Raw genomic sequence first — 16079 nt, 5'->3', positions numbered from 1 at the left:
ACCACGTAATCCGCAGTGCGGTTAATTGAAATGGAAAAAGTATGAAGAACTGGAAAACGCTGCTTCTCGGTATCGCCATGATCGCGAATACCAGTTTCGCTGCCCCCCAGGTAGTCGATAAAGTCGCAGCCGTCGTCAATAACGGCGTCGTGCTGGAAAGCGACGTTGATGGATTAATGCAGTCGGTAAAACTGAACGCTGCTCAGGCAAGGCAGCAGCTTCCTGATGACGCGACGCTGCGCCACCAAATCATGGAACGTTTGATCATGGATCAAATCATCCTGCAGATGGGGCAGAAAATGGGAGTGAAAATCTCCGATGAGCAGCTGGATCAGGCGATTGCTAACATCGCGAAACAGAACAACATGACGCTGGATCAGATGCGCAGCCGTCTGGCTTACGATGGTCTGAACTACAACACCTATCGTAACCAGATCCGCAAAGAGATGATTATCTCTGAAGTGCGTAACAACGAGGTGCGTCGTCGCATCACCATCCTGCCGCAGGAAGTCGAATCCCTGGCGCAGCAGGTGGGTAACCAAAACGACGCCAGCACTGAGCTGAACCTGAGCCACATCCTGATCCCGCTGCCGGAAAACCCGACCTCTGATCAGGTGAACGAAGCGGAAAGCCAGGCGCGCGCCATTGTCGATCAGGCGCGTAACGGCGCTGATTTCGGTAAGCTGGCGATTGCTCATTCTGCCGACCAGCAGGCGCTGAACGGCGGCCAGATGGGCTGGGGCCGTATTCAGGAGTTGCCCGGGATCTTCGCCCAGGCATTAAGCACCGCGAAGAAAGGCGACATTGTGGGTCCGATTCGTTCCGGCGTTGGCTTCCATATTCTGAAAGTTAACGACCTGCGCGGCGAAAGCAAAAATATCTCGGTGACCGAAGTTCATGCTCGCCATATTCTGCTGAAACCGTCGCCGATCATGACTGACGAACAGGCGCGCGTGAAACTGGAACAGATTGCTGCTGATATCAAGAGTGGTAAAACGACTTTTGCTGCCGCAGCGAAAGAGTTCTCGCAGGATCCAGGTTCTGCTAACCAGGGCGGCGATCTCGGTTGGGCAACAGCGGACATTTTTGATCCGGCTTTCCGTGACGCCCTGACCCGCCTGAACAAAGGTCAAATGAGTGCACCGGTTCACTCTTCATTCGGCTGGCATTTAATCGAACTGCTGGATACCCGTAATGTCGATAAAACCGACGCTGCGCAGAAAGATCGTGCATACCGCATGCTGATGAACCGTAAGTTCTCGGAAGAAGCAGCAAGCTGGATGCAGGAACAACGTGCCAGCGCCTACGTTAAAATCCTGAGCAACTAATGGTTAAAACCCAACGTGTTGTGATCACTCCCGGCGAGCCCGCCGGGATTGGCCCGGACTTAGTTGTCCAGCTTGCACAGCGTGAGTGGCCGGTCGAACTGGTTGTTTGTGCCGATGCCACTCTCCTTACCGACCGGGCAGCGATGCTCGGTTTGCCGCTCACCCTCCGCACTTATTCCCCCAACTCTCCTGCACAACCGCAAACTGCGGGCACATTAACGCTACTTCCTGTCGCGCTACGTGAATCTGTCACTGCGGGGCAGTTAGCGGTTGAAAATGGGCATTATGTGGTGGAAACGCTGGCGCGAGCGTGCGATGGCTGTCTGAACGGTGAATTTGCTGCGCTGATCACAGGCCCCGTGCATAAAGGCGTCATTAACGACGCAGGCATTCCGTTTACCGGTCATACCGAGTTTTTCGAAGAGCGTTCGCGGGCGAAAAAGGTGGTGATGATGCTGGCGACCGAAGAACTTCGCGTGGCGCTGGCAACGACGCATTTACCGCTGCGCGATATCGCAGATGCTATCACCCCTGCGCTTTTGCACGAAGTGATTGCTATTTTGCATCACGATTTGCGGACCAAATTTGGTATTGCCGAACCGCGCATTCTGGTCTGCGGCCTTAATCCGCACGCGGGAGAAGGCGGTCATATGGGTACGGAAGAGATAGACACCATTATTCCGGTGCTCAATGAGCTGCGGGTGCAGGGGATGAAACTCAACGGGCCGCTGCCTGCCGATACCCTGTTTCAGCCGAAATATCTCGATAACGCCGATGCCGTGCTGGCGATGTACCACGATCAGGGTCTTCCCGTGCTAAAATACCAGGGCTTCGGGCGCGGTGTGAACATTACGCTGGGCCTGCCCTTTATTCGCACATCAGTGGACCACGGCACCGCGCTTGAACTGGCGGGACGTGGCGAAGCCGATGTCGGCAGTTTTATTACGGCGCTTAATCTCGCCATCAAAATGATTGTTAACACCCAATGAATAATCGAGTCCACCAGGGCCACTTAGCCCGTAAACGCTTCGGGCAAAACTTTCTCAACGATCAGTTCGTGATCGACAGCATTGTTTCTGCCATTAACCCGCAGAAGGGCCAGGCGATGGTCGAAATCGGCCCCGGTCTGGCTGCATTGACCGAACCGGTCGGCGAACGTCTGGACCAGCTGACGGTCATCGAACTTGACCGCGATCTGGCGGCACGTCTGCAAACGCATCCATTCTTAGGCCCGAAACTGACAATTTATCAGCAGGATGCGATGACCTTTAACTTTGGCGAACTGGCCGAGAAAATGGGTCAGCCGCTGCGTGTTTTCGGCAACCTGCCTTATAACATCTCCACGCCGTTGATGTTCCATCTGTTTAGCTATACTGATGCCATTGCCGACATGCACTTTATGTTGCAAAAAGAGGTGGTGAATCGTCTGGTTGCAGGACCGAACAGCAAGGCGTATGGTCGATTAAGCGTCATGGCGCAATACTATTGCAACGTGATCCCAGTGCTGGAAGTACCTCCGTCAGCCTTTACACCACCACCCAAAGTGGATTCCGCCGTCGTGCGCCTGGTTCCTCATGCAACGATGCCTCACCCGGTTAAAGATGTTCGCGTGTTGAGCCGCATCACCACCGAAGCCTTTAACCAGCGTCGTAAAACCATTCGTAACAGCCTCGGCAACCTGTTTAGCGTCGAGGTGTTAACGGGAATGGGGATCGACCCGGCGATGCGAGCGGAAAATATCTCTGTCGCGCAATATTGCCAGATGGCGAACTATCTGGCGGAGAACGCGCCTTTGCAGGAGAGTTAACGATGATCAATTCGCCCCGAGTGTGTATTCAGGTTCAAAGCGTCTACATTGAGGCTCAATCTTCACCTGATAATGAACGTTACGTTTTTGCTTATACCGTAACCATACGCAATCTGGGGCGAGCGCCAGTGCAGTTGTTGGGGCGTTACTGGCTGATCACTAATGGCAATGGCCGTGAAACCGAAGTCCAGGGCGAAGGAGTGGTTGGCGTCCAGCCACTTATCGCGCCTGGCGAAGAGTACCAGTACACCAGCGGTGCAATCATTGAAACCCCGCTGGGCACCATGCAGGGTCACTACGAAATGATCGATGAAAATGGCGTCCCTTTCAGCATCGACATTCCCGTATTCCGACTCGCCGTTCCCACACTCATTCATTAAAAGAATATGGCGACATACCTTATTGGCGACGTTCATGGTTGTTACGATGAACTGATCGCATTGCTGCATAAAGTAGAATTTACCCCTGGGAAAGATACCCTCTGGCTGACGGGCGATCTGGTCGCGCGCGGCCCGGGTTCGCTGGATGTTCTGCGCTATGTGAAATCCTTAGGCGACAGCGTACGTCTGGTGCTGGGCAATCACGATCTGCATCTGCTGGCGGTATTTGCCGGGATCAGCCGCAATAAACCGAAAGATCGCCTGACACCGCTGCTGGAAGCGCCGGATGCCGACGAGCTGCTTAACTGGCTGCGTCGCCAGCCTCTGCTGCAAATCGACGAAGAGAAAAAGCTGGTGATGGCCCACGCAGGGATCACGCCGCAGTGGGATCTGCAGACCGCCAAAGAGTGCGCGCGCGATGTAGAAGCGGTGCTGTCGAGTGACTCCTATCCCTTCTTTCTCGACGCTATGTACGGCGATATGCCAAATAACTGGTCACCGGAATTGCGGGGGCTGGGAAGACTGCGGTTTATCACCAACGCCTTTACCCGTATGCGTTTTTGCTTCCCGAACGGTCAACTGGATATGTACAGCAAAGAATCGCCGGAAGAGGCCCCTGCCCCACTGAAACCGTGGTTTGCGATTCCTGGCCCTGTCGCTGAAGAATACAGCATCGCCTTTGGTCACTGGGCATCGCTGGAAGGCAAAGGTACGCCGGAAGGTATTTACGCGCTGGATACAGGCTGTTGCTGGGGCGGTTCATTAACCTGCCTGCGCTGGGAAGATAAACACTATTTTGTCCAGCCGTCGAACCGGCATAAAGATATGGGTGAGGGAGAGGCGTTCGCGTCTTAAATCCCGTCGAGCATAAAATCTAATGCTCCTTTAATCAACGTTCGGTGCGCGCTGGCATCGCAAAATTTCGTTCCCAGCGCGTTAACTGGAACAGTTGCAGTCTCATGCGTCATGAGCACATATTCTTTGCCGTCTACCAGTAAAAGGATTGGGTTAAGCCGTTCTGGTGGGCGAATACGGATAAATCGTTCAATAGGTGTTAATGGAATAACAATACGGCGATTAATCACACCAATAATGTCGCTGGTAACATCGATAACAAAGGGAAACGCGGCGTTCCTGCTGCGACTGCGGTATACCGTAAATTGCATCGCTAGAAGCTCCGGTACTCATCAGAGAAACATCCGGTTTCATCAGCCAATTGATTTAACGCAGCGATAGCTTCTGCGTTCTCTTCACGCCAACGTGTTGCTGCATGTTTTTTAAGTTCAGCATTGAGCGCAACCGTAAGGGTGGCGCTCATATTTAAGCCTGCATCACGAGCGCGATTGACTAACTCACGGTCGACGGTGACGGTCACACTTTGTGTGGTACGTTTTGCAGTCATGATATCGTGCTCCTGTACAATTTATACGTCTAGTATACACGGATATCTGCACGTATCAGTGATGCCGGAATTCTAATATACAAAATTACCGCCGCTCCAGAATCTCAAAGCAATAGCTATGAGAGTTCTGCGCATCAGCGTCGTGGAATTCGCTGAATACCGATTCCCAGTCATCCGGCTCGTAATCCGGGAAATGGGTGTCGCCTTCCACTTCTGCGTCGATATGCGTCAGATACAGTTTTTGCGCTTTTGGCAGGAACTGCTCATAAACGCGACCGCCGCCAATCACCATGATTTCTGGTACGTCACCACACGCCGCGATGGCTTCATCCACCGATTTCACCCACGTTACGCGATCGTCCGTACCCGGTTGACTGCTGAGGATAATATTTTTGCGTCCTGGCAACGGACGGCCGATGGATTCCCAGGTATGGCGGCCCATAATCACGGGTTTATTTAAGGTGTTGCGTTTAAACCAGGCGAGATCGGCAGGCAGGTTCCACGGCATGGCGTTTTCCATGCCGATAACGCGATCTACCGCTAACGCCGCAATCAGACTGATCATTGAGATTTCCCGATAAAAAAAATTGTCGCCACTATACGTAAAGCGTAAACCGTCGTCGACTGGTGCGAGGATGATGTTGAGGAAAATTTTATATTCTGCTGGCGAGTCCACGCTCTCCCCCTGGAATCGCCGCATTACAATGAAACAAAAACAAACAGTTAGCTGTAAAGTGTGATTTACGTCACTCTTTATTAGGATGAGGGTTTCGTTTCCGGTTCATCCGCCATGTTGCCGGTATGTTTACCTTCTTCTGTTCCCTGCCAGCCATGTCGTTGAATTAATGACAGATGTTCGCGGTCCTCGGTGATGATCTCACTTAACATCGCGCTGGTGCGTTTATAGACCGCCGCGCGGGCTTTGGTGTCATTCTCAACCATTGCCATCTCTTCCACCATCTGAATATTAAAGCGGCGGAACACATCGGCACGTTCTCGCGCTTCATACGGCCCCAGACCTAAACTTTCCAGCGCCAGACGCCCGGTTTTCAGCGCACCTTCAAAGGTTTCACGCTCCGGCTTTTCAACGCCTGCCTGACGCAAACGAATGTAGTGGTCGACATCGCGGGCGCGGGCAATAATCTGCAAATGCGGGAAATGTTCTTTCACCATCTCCGTCAGTTGCAGGTTGGTTTGCGGATCGTCAATAGCGTTAATCAGCACTTCCGCTTTCGCTGCTCCGGCAGATTCCAGTAAATCCATCCGCGTGGCATCGCCGTAAAACACTTTCATACCAAATTTACGCAGCGTTTCGATATGGTCCGGATCGTGATCGAGCACCACCATTTTCACCCCGCTGGAGAGCAGTAAACGTCCGGTAATCTGTCCAAAACGACCGAATCCGGCGATAATCACGCGCGGCTGTTCTTCATCGATCTCATCGGCTTCACGCGCTTCCTCAGTAGAAGATTGCTCAAGGCGATTGAGGATCACCAGCAGAATCGGCGTTGCTGCCATCGACAGCGCCACCGCCAGGGTCAGCGATTTCGCCCACTCCGGCTCCAGCACATTCGCCATCTGCGCCGCGCCAAATACCACAAAGGCAAACTCACTGCCCTGCCCTAACAACACCGCAAACCAGCGACGCTGTTTATTTGGCACCTGCAACGGTCGGGCAATCAGCCACAGCATGGCGATTTTGATGATGAGGAAACCGAGCAGCAAAATGACAATGCGCAATGGGTTTTCAAGCAGCGTGCCAAAATCTATCGACATGCCAACACCGATGAAAAACAGCCCCAACAGCAAACCTTTAAACGGTTCGATATCGCTTTCCAGCGCATGACGGTATTCCGAGCTTGCCAGCAGTACGCCCGCCAGAAACGCGCCCATCGCCATCGACAAGCCGACCTCTTCCAGCAGCAAACCAAAGCCAAACACAAGGAATAACGCCACGGCACTAAACACTTCCCGCAAGCCAGAGCGGGCAACAAAACGCAGCGCCGGACGCGTAACATAGCGCCCCAGCAATACCACCAGTACCAGCGCACCCGCCACTTTTAACGCCGAGAGAGCAAATGCGCCCATCGTCGTCGAGGCACTGCTCGCCGCCAGTAGCGGAATCATCGCCACCAGCGGGATCGCCGCAATATCCTGGAACAGCAGCACCGCAAAGGCGCTGCGACCCATTTGCGTCACCATCAGATTGCGTTCATTCATCGCCTGCATGGCAATCGCCGTAGAGGAGAGCGCCAGCGTCATGCCGATCAATTCCGCGACCTGCCAGCGCAGCCCAAGTAACATGCAGAACAGCCCCAGCAGGCCGCCGCAAATCACCATCTGCAATGCGCCACCGCCGAACACTGCCGCACGCAGCTTCCACAGCCTTTGTGGATCGAGTTCGAGGCCGATAATAAACAGCATCAGCACCACCCCAATCTCGGCAAAGTGCAGAATAGATTCGGCATCGGTCACCAGTCGCAGCCCCCACGGGCCAATAATGCAGCCGGCGATCAGGTAGCCAAGTACCGATCCCAGACCAAGACGTACCGCAATGGGTACAATCAGCGCCGCCGATCCGAGGTAGATCAGCGCCTGAACCAGCGTATGACTATCCATGATGGGCCTCCTGCCATTCCAGCAGACGTTGCTTATAGTGACGCGCCTGCCCTTCGAGGGTTTCGTCGTCACAAATAAAGGTGCAGTGCATGGCAAACGGCGGCAGCCAGTTCAGCCCACAGTAGATTGCCGTCGCCTGTAGCGGCTGCGACAGCACATCAAAGCCCGGATGATCGCCAATCTCAAAATGGCTTTCTCCACCGCCGGTCGTCACCGCCCACAGCAAATGTTTGCCATGCAGCGCCGTACCGCCGTGACCGTAAGCCCAGCCGTGCGAGAAAACTTTATCGATCCAAAGTTTGAGGAGCGGTGGAATGCTGTACCACTGCATCGGGTGCTGCCAGACGATCAGATCGGCGCGAGACAGCGCCTCCTGCTCGGCGGCAATATCGATATTGAAGTCAGGATAGAGTTGATAAAGAGAGCGAATTTCGACGCCTTCCAGCGTCCTTGCCTGTTCAAGCATCCGTTTATTCGCATGGGAATGATGCGGATACGGATGCGCATAAATTATAAGGATCATAGGTAGCCCGCGTGATTACGCCTTTGTTTTCCCACAAAGTGTAGTCATATATTCACGCGGCTTATAGTCAATAATATTGATTCAGAAAAGAGATAAATCTGAATAAATTATCCCGCTCGCTGCCTGCGGATCGTCATATTGCTGGTCTGCGCCAGTGACATCCCACGTGTTTCCGGGGCAAATGCTACGGAAATCAACAAGCCAAACAGCGAGATACCCGCCCCCATTAGCATCGTGTTACTGATACCGTAATTATTGATAAAGATCGGTAGTGCCCAGGTCGAAACAATGGTGCCAATACGACTTAAGGACATAATCACGCCCACGGCAGAGGCGCGGATATCTGTCGGGAAGAGTTCATTAGGATAGAGCCACTGCAAATTACCCGGCCCGCCAGAGAAAAAGGCATACACCGCAAAGGCCATCACTACCAGCCAGATCCCCATATCCGGGATTAGCCCCAAAACCGCCAGCGCCAGCGTCATCATGGCAAAGCTGCCAATCAACAATGGACGCCGTCCGGCAGTGTTTAACCACAGCATCGGCGGAATACAGCCGAGCATAAAGAACAGGCTAATCACCACATTCCCTAGTGCCGCGTTTTTGCCAACCCCCAATCCCAACAAACCAACGATTTGCGGGCCAAAGGTGTAAATGGCGAACATTGGGATCACCTGGCAGGTCCAGATGGCGGCAACAAACAGAACAAAAGGAAAATGGCGGCGATTAAACAGATCGCGAAAACGGGTTTGCTGCGGCTGCTCTTCATCGAAAGCCACCGGTTCGCCAAACAGTTTTATCATCATCTCTTCGCACTCTTTTACTCGCCCTTTGCGTAATAACCAGCGGGGAGATTCAGGCAGTTCGAATCGACCAATCAAAATCAACAAACAGGGGATCGCTGCGCTACCCAGCATCCAGCGCCAGCCGCCTTCCACATCATAAAGCCAGTAGCCGACCAGATCGGCGCAGGTCGCGCCGACATACCACATGGCGGCGATAAAGCTGATGGAAAATGCCCGCTGACGGGTACTGGAGAACTCGGTGATCATTGAGGTGGCGATGGGATAATCTGCACCGATGACAATGCCGATAAGTACCCGCATCACCAACAGTTCGACGGGGGATGAAACAAACATCGTCGCCACCGATATCACGCCGATGGCGATGATATCAATGAGGAACATTTTGCGCCGTCCGACTTTATCGGAAATATAGCCAAACAGCGATGTGCCAACGAACAGCCCGGCGAGCGTTCCCGCGCCCAACAAGCCAATCCAGTCAGCGTCCAGTTTTAGCGCCGGAGTCAGTTGCTCCAGCGCCACGCCAATCATTACCAGTACATAACCATCCAGAAACGGACCACCGCTTCCCCACAGCAAAATGCGGCGGTGAATAGAGGAGAATTTGAGATCGTCAAAGTTTCTGGACGGTTGCATGGGTTATTCCTGTTTTTTGCAATGAGAGTCAGTGCGGCGTTACGTATCAAACCAACATCAGCCGTAACGGAACTCCACACCAAAGGTGCCGCGCGGGTATTCCCACTGTTCCAGCGCCGACCCCAGCCCCAGAATGCGACAGGTGCCGCACTCCAGACATCCGGCGTAATCGAAGCGCACACTGCCGTCATCCTGCTTCTTGTACAGACCTGCGGGGCACGCTTTCACCAGCAGCTCCAGCACCTGTTTATCAGCATCGGCCTTCACAACAATGTGCGGATGCTCTTCATCGACATTGAATTTATTGACGCCCAGTTTGACGTCCACATTGACGGGAGAAGTCATAAAACGGTCACTCCTTTCATGCCATCCTTGATTAGATTGATGAAGCCCACTTTCTTACCGTGGCGGAGGATTTTCTTGCGCATCAGTTCTGGCGCACTGCCGTCAATGGTGAACAGGTCACGCGCCACGCCCACCGCCAGCTCCGGGTAGCCGCTGAACATGCGTGGGTTATCAAGGAACGCCGGTAGTTTCTGGTACATGCGCATATCGCGCAGCGGGCCACTCTCAAGATGCTGACGATATTCCGCCAGTTTTTGCTTACTGAAATCGTCGCTTTTCATCGCTGAAAGCACGGTTTTTGCTGCAGCTTCCCCGGCGGCAATCGCCAGATCCATACCGCGAATGGTAAAACCGAGGTTCATACACATTCCGGCGGCATCGCCGGCAATCAATACGCCGTCACCGACCAGCTCCGGCAGCATGTTGATGCCTGCTTCCGGCACTACGTGAGCGGAATATTCCACCAGCTTGCCACCCGCGATCAGCGGTGCAACGGCCGGATGTTGTTTGAAATCTTCCAGCATTTGCGGCACCGATTTTTTTGCGTCATGCAGATGATGCAGACCACAAACCAGCCCCAGCGACAGGGTATTTTCATTGGTATAAAGGAAGCCGCCGCCCATCAGGCCATCGGTGGGTGATCCCGCAAACAGACAAGCCGCGCCCTGATTACCCTGCAACTGAAAACGGTCTTCGATTACCGACTTCGGTAACTCGATCAGTTCCTTCACGCCAACCGCCACATCCGTCGGTTTAACGCGTTTTGCCATCCCCAGCTTTTCGGCAAGGATGGAGTTCACTCCATCAGCAAGGATCACCGTTTTCGCTTCAATCACATCGCCATCGGCTTCTACACCGACGACTTTGCCATCGCGCTGTACGAGGTTATCGACGCGGATCCCGGTAATTAACTGCGCGCCCGCTTCTTCGGCCTGCTCCATCAGCCAGGCATCAAATTTACTGCGCAAAACGGAGTAAGAACGCTGGGATGGCGAGGTTTCGTCACCATTGCAGTAGTCCATAGTCATCGCTGACTTTTCCGTCATAAACGCGAGTTTTTCATGGGTGATCAGGCGTTCTACGGGGGCGGAGTCGGCGAAACCAGGAATAATGTGTTCCAGGCTGTGGGCATAGAGACGCCCGCCGGTGACGTTCTTGGCACCTGCGGAATTGCCACGCTCGATAACTAACACTTGCGCCCCTTCGCGGGCGAGCACCAGTGCGGCAACCGAACCGGCAAGCCCAGCACCGACGATGATGGCGTCAAAGATATCTTCGGACATAAGAGCTCCCTGTCAGCGGCAGGGCCAAAATGCAGCCCTGCCAGAGTGGATCAACGCGCTAAAGCTGCGGTCAGCGCCGGAAGGATCTTCACGGCGTCACCAACAATGCCGTAATCCGCGTACTGGAAGATCGGCGCATTTTTATCTTTATTGATGGCGAAAATGGTTTGCGATGCATTAGCGCCAACCATGTGCTGGATCTGCCCGGAGATCCCCACCGCCAGATACAATTCAGGTTTCAGCATCAGGTTGGAGATACCGACATAGCGTTCGTGCTCCATCCATTTTTCGTTTTCCGCCACCGGACGAGAACAGGCCAACTCCGCACCTATCGCCTTGCAAAGCTGTTCTGCCAGCGCAATGTTCTCTTTGCTTCCAATGCCGCGACCGACGCTGACCACCAGACGGGCTTTGTCGAGATCGACGCTGTTGCTTTGGCGCGCCTGGGTTGCCGTGCGGGTAATCGCCACAGCCGGAGCCTGCCACTCCACGGTGTGCGTTTCGCCAGTGCGTGACGCGTCTGGCTGAGCCGCATCGAACGTGCCGCTGCTGATGGTCAGTACCGCATACGGCGTGGCAATGCGTTCTTCGCCAATCGCCAGACCACCGTAAACCATATGTTTCACTGCTGCTTTACCGTCCTGTACGCTGACGGTGCTGGCATCGTTAGACACCGCCGCTTTAAGGCGATAACCCAGTTTTGCCGCCAGTAATTTGCCGCGACGGGTGTTTGGCAACAGCACCAGACCGTCTGCGCCGTGCTGGCGAATAGTGTCAGCCATGACACCGGCGTAATCTTCGATCATCCGATCGTCCGGTTTGCCGTTTAATTTCCAGACATGATTAGCGCCGAGCTGGATTGCCTGTGCGCCGTCGGCATCATTGAGGACAAAGGCATTGATTTGATTAGCTAAAGCCTGCGCACCGTTCATCAGTTCCGGCAGACGAGAAGGGGTATCGCTGAATACCCAGACTTGAGAAAACGTGTTCATAGCATCCCCTGTAATTAAATGACTTTGCGAAGATTTTCAGCAAATGCGGCGATCTGTTCTTCGCCGTCGCCTTCAATCACGATGCGCTGACGCTCGCGCTGTTTCGGCGCAGCAACCTGTTGTTCTGACCAGGCTGCCTCTGCGTTAAAACCGATATCCGCCGCCGACCATACCTGGACTGGCTTTTTCGCCGCGCCGAGAATGGCTTTCATCGAAGGAATTTGTGGGGAGTTGATATCAGTGGAAACAGCAACAACCGCAGGCAGCGGAATGCTTAAGGTTTCGGTTTCATCTTCCAGTTCGCGCTCAACGGTGAGTGTATCTGCCGTCAGGGAGATAATTTTGCTGACGCCGTTAACTGCCGGAATATTGAGGATTTCGCCCACCAGCAGACCAACCTGCTGGGCATAAAGGTCGGAAGAACCATCGCCACAGAGGATCAGATCAAAGCCTGCTTTCTGGGCGGCTGCAGCCAGTGCGCTCGCCGTTTGTTGCGGCAGTGCCTGCTCGAACTGGTCATCAATCACCACAATCAGTTCATCCGGGCCGCGCGATAGCACATCTTTACGCCCTTTGGCGTTGGTCAGGGCTTTACCGCCCACACTTAAGGCTGTCACCTGCGCCTCTGCTGCCTGTTGCTTTAGCTGGCAAGCCGCTTCAATAGCGTTGAGATCGTATTGGCTTATTTTGGCATCGGCTTTGCTGAAGTCTAATGAACCATCAGCATTATTGACCGCAATATCCTGTTCATCAGGCACGCACTTATAGCAAGTAATAATCTTCATTGCATCTCCAGAAATCATGAAGGAAACGTCGTTCATATCGGTGGTGTTAATTACAGATATCACGCCCTTTAATTTGGAAATAAAACTTTAATCACCAATATTGAAAATGTCACACGCAGATAAATCCAACTTTCAATATTGTTAAGTTCCTCACCAATATTGAAAACATGGCGTAGCAAAAAGAAATTTTCAATATTGTTTTATGGATCACCAATATTGAAAGTCAGATGCTATTTTTTCACTCACAACATAACATAACAATCTGATTAATAATCAAAATTAACGAGAAAAGCGCCCTCTATTCACCCGAAACAAAAATGTGATAACAATCACAGAATGCAGCTTATTGAATACCCATTATGAGTTAGCCATTAACGCGTCCACGAGGTTAATAATAATTATATTAAATGTTAACAAAAATAAAACAAACGGGAACGCAAAATAAATATTCGTTTTCACAGTGGAATTAACTCATGAAGAATGAAAAGAGAAAAACGGGAATAGAACCGAAGGTTTTCTTTCCGCCATTAATAATCGTCGGCATACTTTGTTGGCTTACAGTCAGAGATCTGGATGCGGCGAATGTCGTTATTAATGCTGTATTCAGTTACGTCACCAATGTATGGGGATGGGCATTTGAATGGTATATGGTGGTGATGCTTTTCGGTTGGTTCTGGCTGGTGTTTGGCCCGTATGCCAAAAAGCGTTTAGGTAACGAACCGCCAGAATTTAGCACCGCCAGTTGGATCTTTATGATGTTCGCCTCCTGTACGTCTGCTGCCGTACTGTTCTGGGGATCGATTGAGATCTACTACTACATCTCCACCCCGCCGTTTGGCTTAGAACCGAACTCGACAGGAGCGAAAGAGTTGGGGCTGGCTTACAGCTTGTTCCACTGGGGACCTCTGCCGTGGGCCACTTACAGCTTCCTTTCAGTCGCCTTCGCTTACTTCTTCTTTGTCCGCAAAATGGAAGTGATTCGCCCCAGCTCGACACTGGTGCCGCTGGTAGGTGAAAAACACGCCAAAGGGTTGTTCGGCACTATCGTCGACAACTTCTATCTCGTCGCCTTGATCTTCGCGATGGGTACCAGTCTGGGCCTTGCCACGCCGCTGGTGACCGAGTGTATGCAATGGTTGTTTGGCATTCCGCATACCCTGCAACTGGACGCTATCATCATTACCTGCTGGATTATCCTCAACGCCATTTGCGTCGCTTGCGGTCTGCAAAAAGGGGTACGTATCGCCAGTGACGTGCGTAGTTACCTGAGCTTCCTGATGCTGGGTTGGGTGTTCATTGTCAGCGGTGCCAGCTTCATCATGAACTACTTCACCGATTCGGTGGGGATGTTGCTGATGTATCTGCCGCGAATGTTGTTCTATACCGATCCCATCGCTAAAGGCGGCTTCCCGCAGGGCTGGACCGTGTTCTACTGGGCATGGTGGGTGATTTACGCCATCCAGATGAGTATCTTCCTCGCCCGCATCTCCCGTGGTCGTACTGTGCGTGAACTGTGCTTCGGCATGGTGATGGGGCTGACAGCATCCACCTGGATCCTGTGGACCGTGCTCGGTAGTAACACTCTGCTGTTGATGGATAAAAACATCATCAACATTCCAAATCTGATCGAACAGTACGGTGTGGCGCGCGCCATCATCGAAACCTGGGCCGCTCTGCCACTCAGCACCGCCACCATGTGGGGCTTCTTCATCCTCTGCTTTATTGCCACCGTTACGCTGGTTAACGCCTGCTCTTATACCCTGGCGATGTCCACTTGCCGCGAAGTACGCGATGGTGAAGAACCACCGCTGCTGGTGCGTATCGGTTGGTCAATTCTGGTTGGCATTATCGGTATTGTTCTGCTGGCGCTCGGCGGCCTGAAACCGATTCAAACCGCCATTATCGCCGGAGGATGCCCGCTGTTCTTCGTCAACATTATGGTGACGCTCTCCTTTATTAAAGACGCGAAACAGAACTGGAAAGATTAATTAACCCCCAAAATATCAAGAGGTTGAAAGATGGATTTTAATTTAAATGATGAGCAGGAACTGTTTGTCGCCGGTATCCGCGAACTGATGGCCAGCGAAAACTGGGAGGCCTATTTTGCCGAGTGCGACCGTGACAGCGTCTACCCGGAACGTTTTGTCAAAGCACTGGCGGATATGGGTATCGACAGTCTGCTGATCCCTGAAGAGCACGGTGGTCTGGACGCGGGGTTTGTTACTCTCGCCGCCGTGTGGATGGAGCTGGGACGTCTGGGGGCACCAACCTATGTGCTGTACCAGTTGCCGGGCGGGTTCAACACCTTCCTGCGCGAAGGCACACAAGAGCAGATCGACAAGATTATGGCTTTCCGCGGCACCGGTAAGCAGATGTGGAACTCAGCGATTACCGAACCGGGCGCGGGCTCCGACGTGGGTAGCCTGAAAACGACTTATACCCGTAGAAATGGTAAGATTTATCTTAATGGTAGTAAGTGTTTTATTACCAGCAGCGCCTATACCCCGTACATCGTGGTGATGGCGCGCGACGGGGCTTCTCCGGACAAACCTGTCTACACCGAATGGTTTGTTGATATGAGCAAACCGGGCATCAAAGTGACCAAACTTGAAAAGCTCGGTCTGCGTATGGATAGCTGCTGTGAAATCACCTTTGACGACGTGGAACTGGACGAGAAAGACATGTTCGGTCGGGAAGGTAACGGCTTTAACCGCGTCAAAGAAGAGTTCGACCATGAACGTTTCCTGGTAGCCCTGACCAACTACGGTACGGCGATGTGCGCCTTTGAAGATGCGGCGCGCTACGCCAACCAGCGCGTGCAGTTTGGCGAGGCTATTGGTCGTTTCCAGTTGATTCAGGAAAAATTCGCCCACATGGCGATCAAATTAAACTCCATGAAAAACATGCTGTATGAAGCAGCGTGGAAAGCAGACAACGGCACCATCACCTCTGGCGATGCAGCGATGTGCAAATACTTCTGCGCCAATGCGGCATTTGAAGTGGTGGATAGCGCAATGCAGGTGCTGGGCGGTGTCGGGATTGCGGGCAACCACCGCATCAGCCGCTTCTGGCGTGACCTGCGTGTAGACCGCGTCTCCGGGGGATCTGACGAAATGCAGATCCTGACGCTGGGTCGTGCGGTGCTGAAGCAATACCGCTAAGTCAATGCGCTGCCT

At 53.0% G+C, this 16079-nt stretch carries 17 protein-coding genes; 7 read left to right on the top strand and 10 right to left on the bottom strand.

Going from position 1 to position 16079, the window contains the following annotated elements; translation table 11 throughout:
* Positions 1 to 41: 41 nt before the first annotated feature.
* The 5 genes from surA to apaH are packed head-to-tail and all read left to right on the top strand — an operon-like array spanning position 42 to position 4370.
* Positions 42 to 1328 carry a peptidylprolyl isomerase SurA gene (gene surA, locus HUZ68_RS03170; protein WP_000800453.1) on the top strand — a complete coding sequence of 429 codons (1287 nt, stop codon included), beginning with the start codon at positions 42 to 44 and terminating at the stop codon, positions 1326 to 1328.
* Positions 1328 to 2317 (top strand): 4-hydroxythreonine-4-phosphate dehydrogenase PdxA, encoded by a 990-nt coding sequence (gene pdxA / locus HUZ68_RS03165; RefSeq protein ID WP_069913599.1) that lies wholly within the window; start codon positions 1328 to 1330, stop codon positions 2315 to 2317. The genes surA and pdxA overlap by 1 nt, the downstream gene beginning before the upstream one ends.
* Positions 2314 to 3135, top strand: coding sequence for a 16S rRNA (adenine(1518)-N(6)/adenine(1519)-N(6))-dimethyltransferase RsmA (rsmA, locus tag HUZ68_RS03160; protein ID WP_001065381.1), 822 nt, complete (start codon positions 2314 to 2316; stop codon positions 3133 to 3135). The genes pdxA and rsmA overlap by 4 nt, the downstream gene beginning before the upstream one ends.
* Positions 3136 to 3137: 2 nt before the next feature.
* A complete protein-coding gene (gene apaG, locus HUZ68_RS03155) occupies positions 3138 to 3515 on the top strand; it encodes a Co2+/Mg2+ efflux protein ApaG (protein ID WP_000610901.1) in 378 nt (125 codons plus the stop codon).
* A gap of 6 nt (positions 3516 to 3521) precedes the next feature.
* Positions 3522 to 4370, top strand: coding sequence for a bis(5'-nucleosyl)-tetraphosphatase (symmetrical) ApaH (gene apaH, locus HUZ68_RS03150; protein ID WP_069913600.1), 849 nt, complete (start codon positions 3522 to 3524; stop codon positions 4368 to 4370).
* Here the strand turns inward: apaH and HUZ68_RS03145 are convergent.
* From HUZ68_RS03145 to HUZ68_RS03100, 10 genes are all read right to left on the bottom strand, one after another.
* On the bottom strand, positions 4367 to 4681 hold the full coding sequence (locus HUZ68_RS03145) for a CcdB family protein (protein WP_001160974.1): 315 nt from the start codon (positions 4679 to 4681) through the stop codon (positions 4367 to 4369). The two genes, apaH and HUZ68_RS03145, sit on opposite strands and share 4 nt — an antisense overlap.
* 2 nt (positions 4682 to 4683) lie before the next feature.
* Positions 4684 to 4917, bottom strand: coding sequence for a type II toxin-antitoxin system CcdA family antitoxin (locus HUZ68_RS03140; protein WP_000125566.1), 234 nt, complete (start codon positions 4915 to 4917; stop codon positions 4684 to 4686).
* 85 nt (positions 4918 to 5002) lie between these two features.
* On the bottom strand, positions 5003 to 5482 hold the full coding sequence (gene folA / locus HUZ68_RS03135; protein ID WP_000624375.1) for a type 3 dihydrofolate reductase: 480 nt from the start codon (positions 5480 to 5482) through the stop codon (positions 5003 to 5005).
* A 191-nt stretch (positions 5483 to 5673) separates the two neighbouring features.
* On the bottom strand, positions 5674 to 7536 hold the full coding sequence (gene kefC, locus HUZ68_RS03130) for a glutathione-regulated potassium-efflux system protein KefC (RefSeq protein ID WP_000377191.1): 1863 nt from the start codon (positions 7534 to 7536) through the stop codon (positions 5674 to 5676).
* Complete coding sequence (gene kefF, locus HUZ68_RS03125) at positions 7529 to 8059, bottom strand: glutathione-regulated potassium-efflux system oxidoreductase KefF (RefSeq protein ID WP_072686445.1); 531 nt, start codon at positions 8057 to 8059, stop codon at positions 7529 to 7531. The genes kefC and kefF overlap by 8 nt, the downstream gene beginning before the upstream one ends.
* A 107-nt stretch (positions 8060 to 8166) precedes the next feature.
* Positions 8167 to 9498, bottom strand: coding sequence for an MFS transporter (locus HUZ68_RS03120; RefSeq protein WP_001183199.1), 1332 nt, complete (start codon positions 9496 to 9498; stop codon positions 8167 to 8169).
* A gap of 57 nt (positions 9499 to 9555) precedes the next feature.
* Entirely contained in the window at positions 9556 to 9843 is a 288-nt protein-coding gene (gene fixX, locus HUZ68_RS03115; RefSeq protein ID WP_000203747.1) for a ferredoxin-like protein FixX, read from the bottom strand.
* Positions 9840 to 11126, bottom strand: a complete 1287-nt coding sequence (locus HUZ68_RS03110) for an FAD-dependent oxidoreductase (protein ID WP_001287715.1) — start codon at positions 11124 to 11126, stop codon at positions 9840 to 9842. Before HUZ68_RS03110 ends, fixX begins: the two co-directional genes overlap by 4 nt.
* Positions 11127 to 11176: 50 nt before the next feature.
* Positions 11177 to 12118 (bottom strand): electron transfer flavoprotein subunit alpha/FixB family protein, encoded by a 942-nt coding sequence (locus HUZ68_RS03105; RefSeq protein ID WP_097489704.1) that lies wholly within the window; start codon positions 12116 to 12118, stop codon positions 11177 to 11179.
* A 14-nt stretch (positions 12119 to 12132) separates the two neighbouring features.
* Entirely contained in the window at positions 12133 to 12903 is a 771-nt protein-coding gene (locus tag HUZ68_RS03100) for an electron transfer flavoprotein FixA (protein ID WP_000692204.1), read from the bottom strand.
* A 473-nt stretch (positions 12904 to 13376) separates the two neighbouring features.
* Here HUZ68_RS03100 and caiT point away from each other — a divergent pair, with 473 nt between their 5' ends.
* Positions 13377 to 14891, top strand: coding sequence for an L-carnitine/gamma-butyrobetaine antiporter (caiT, locus tag HUZ68_RS03095; RefSeq protein WP_000787111.1), 1515 nt, complete (start codon positions 13377 to 13379; stop codon positions 14889 to 14891).
* Between the two features lie 30 nt (positions 14892 to 14921).
* Positions 14922 to 16064 carry a crotonobetainyl-CoA dehydrogenase gene (gene caiA, locus HUZ68_RS03090; RefSeq protein ID WP_000347117.1) on the top strand — a complete coding sequence of 381 codons (1143 nt, stop codon included), beginning with the start codon at positions 14922 to 14924 and terminating at the stop codon, positions 16062 to 16064.
* Positions 16065 to 16079: the final 15 nt, after the last annotated feature.

The organism is Shigella dysenteriae (assembly GCF_022354085.1).
Lineage (GTDB): Bacteria > Pseudomonadota > Gammaproteobacteria > Enterobacterales > Enterobacteriaceae > Escherichia > Escherichia coli.
The sequence above is the reverse complement of the archived record's forward strand: the minus strand, read 5'-3'. Positions and strand labels throughout refer to the sequence as shown.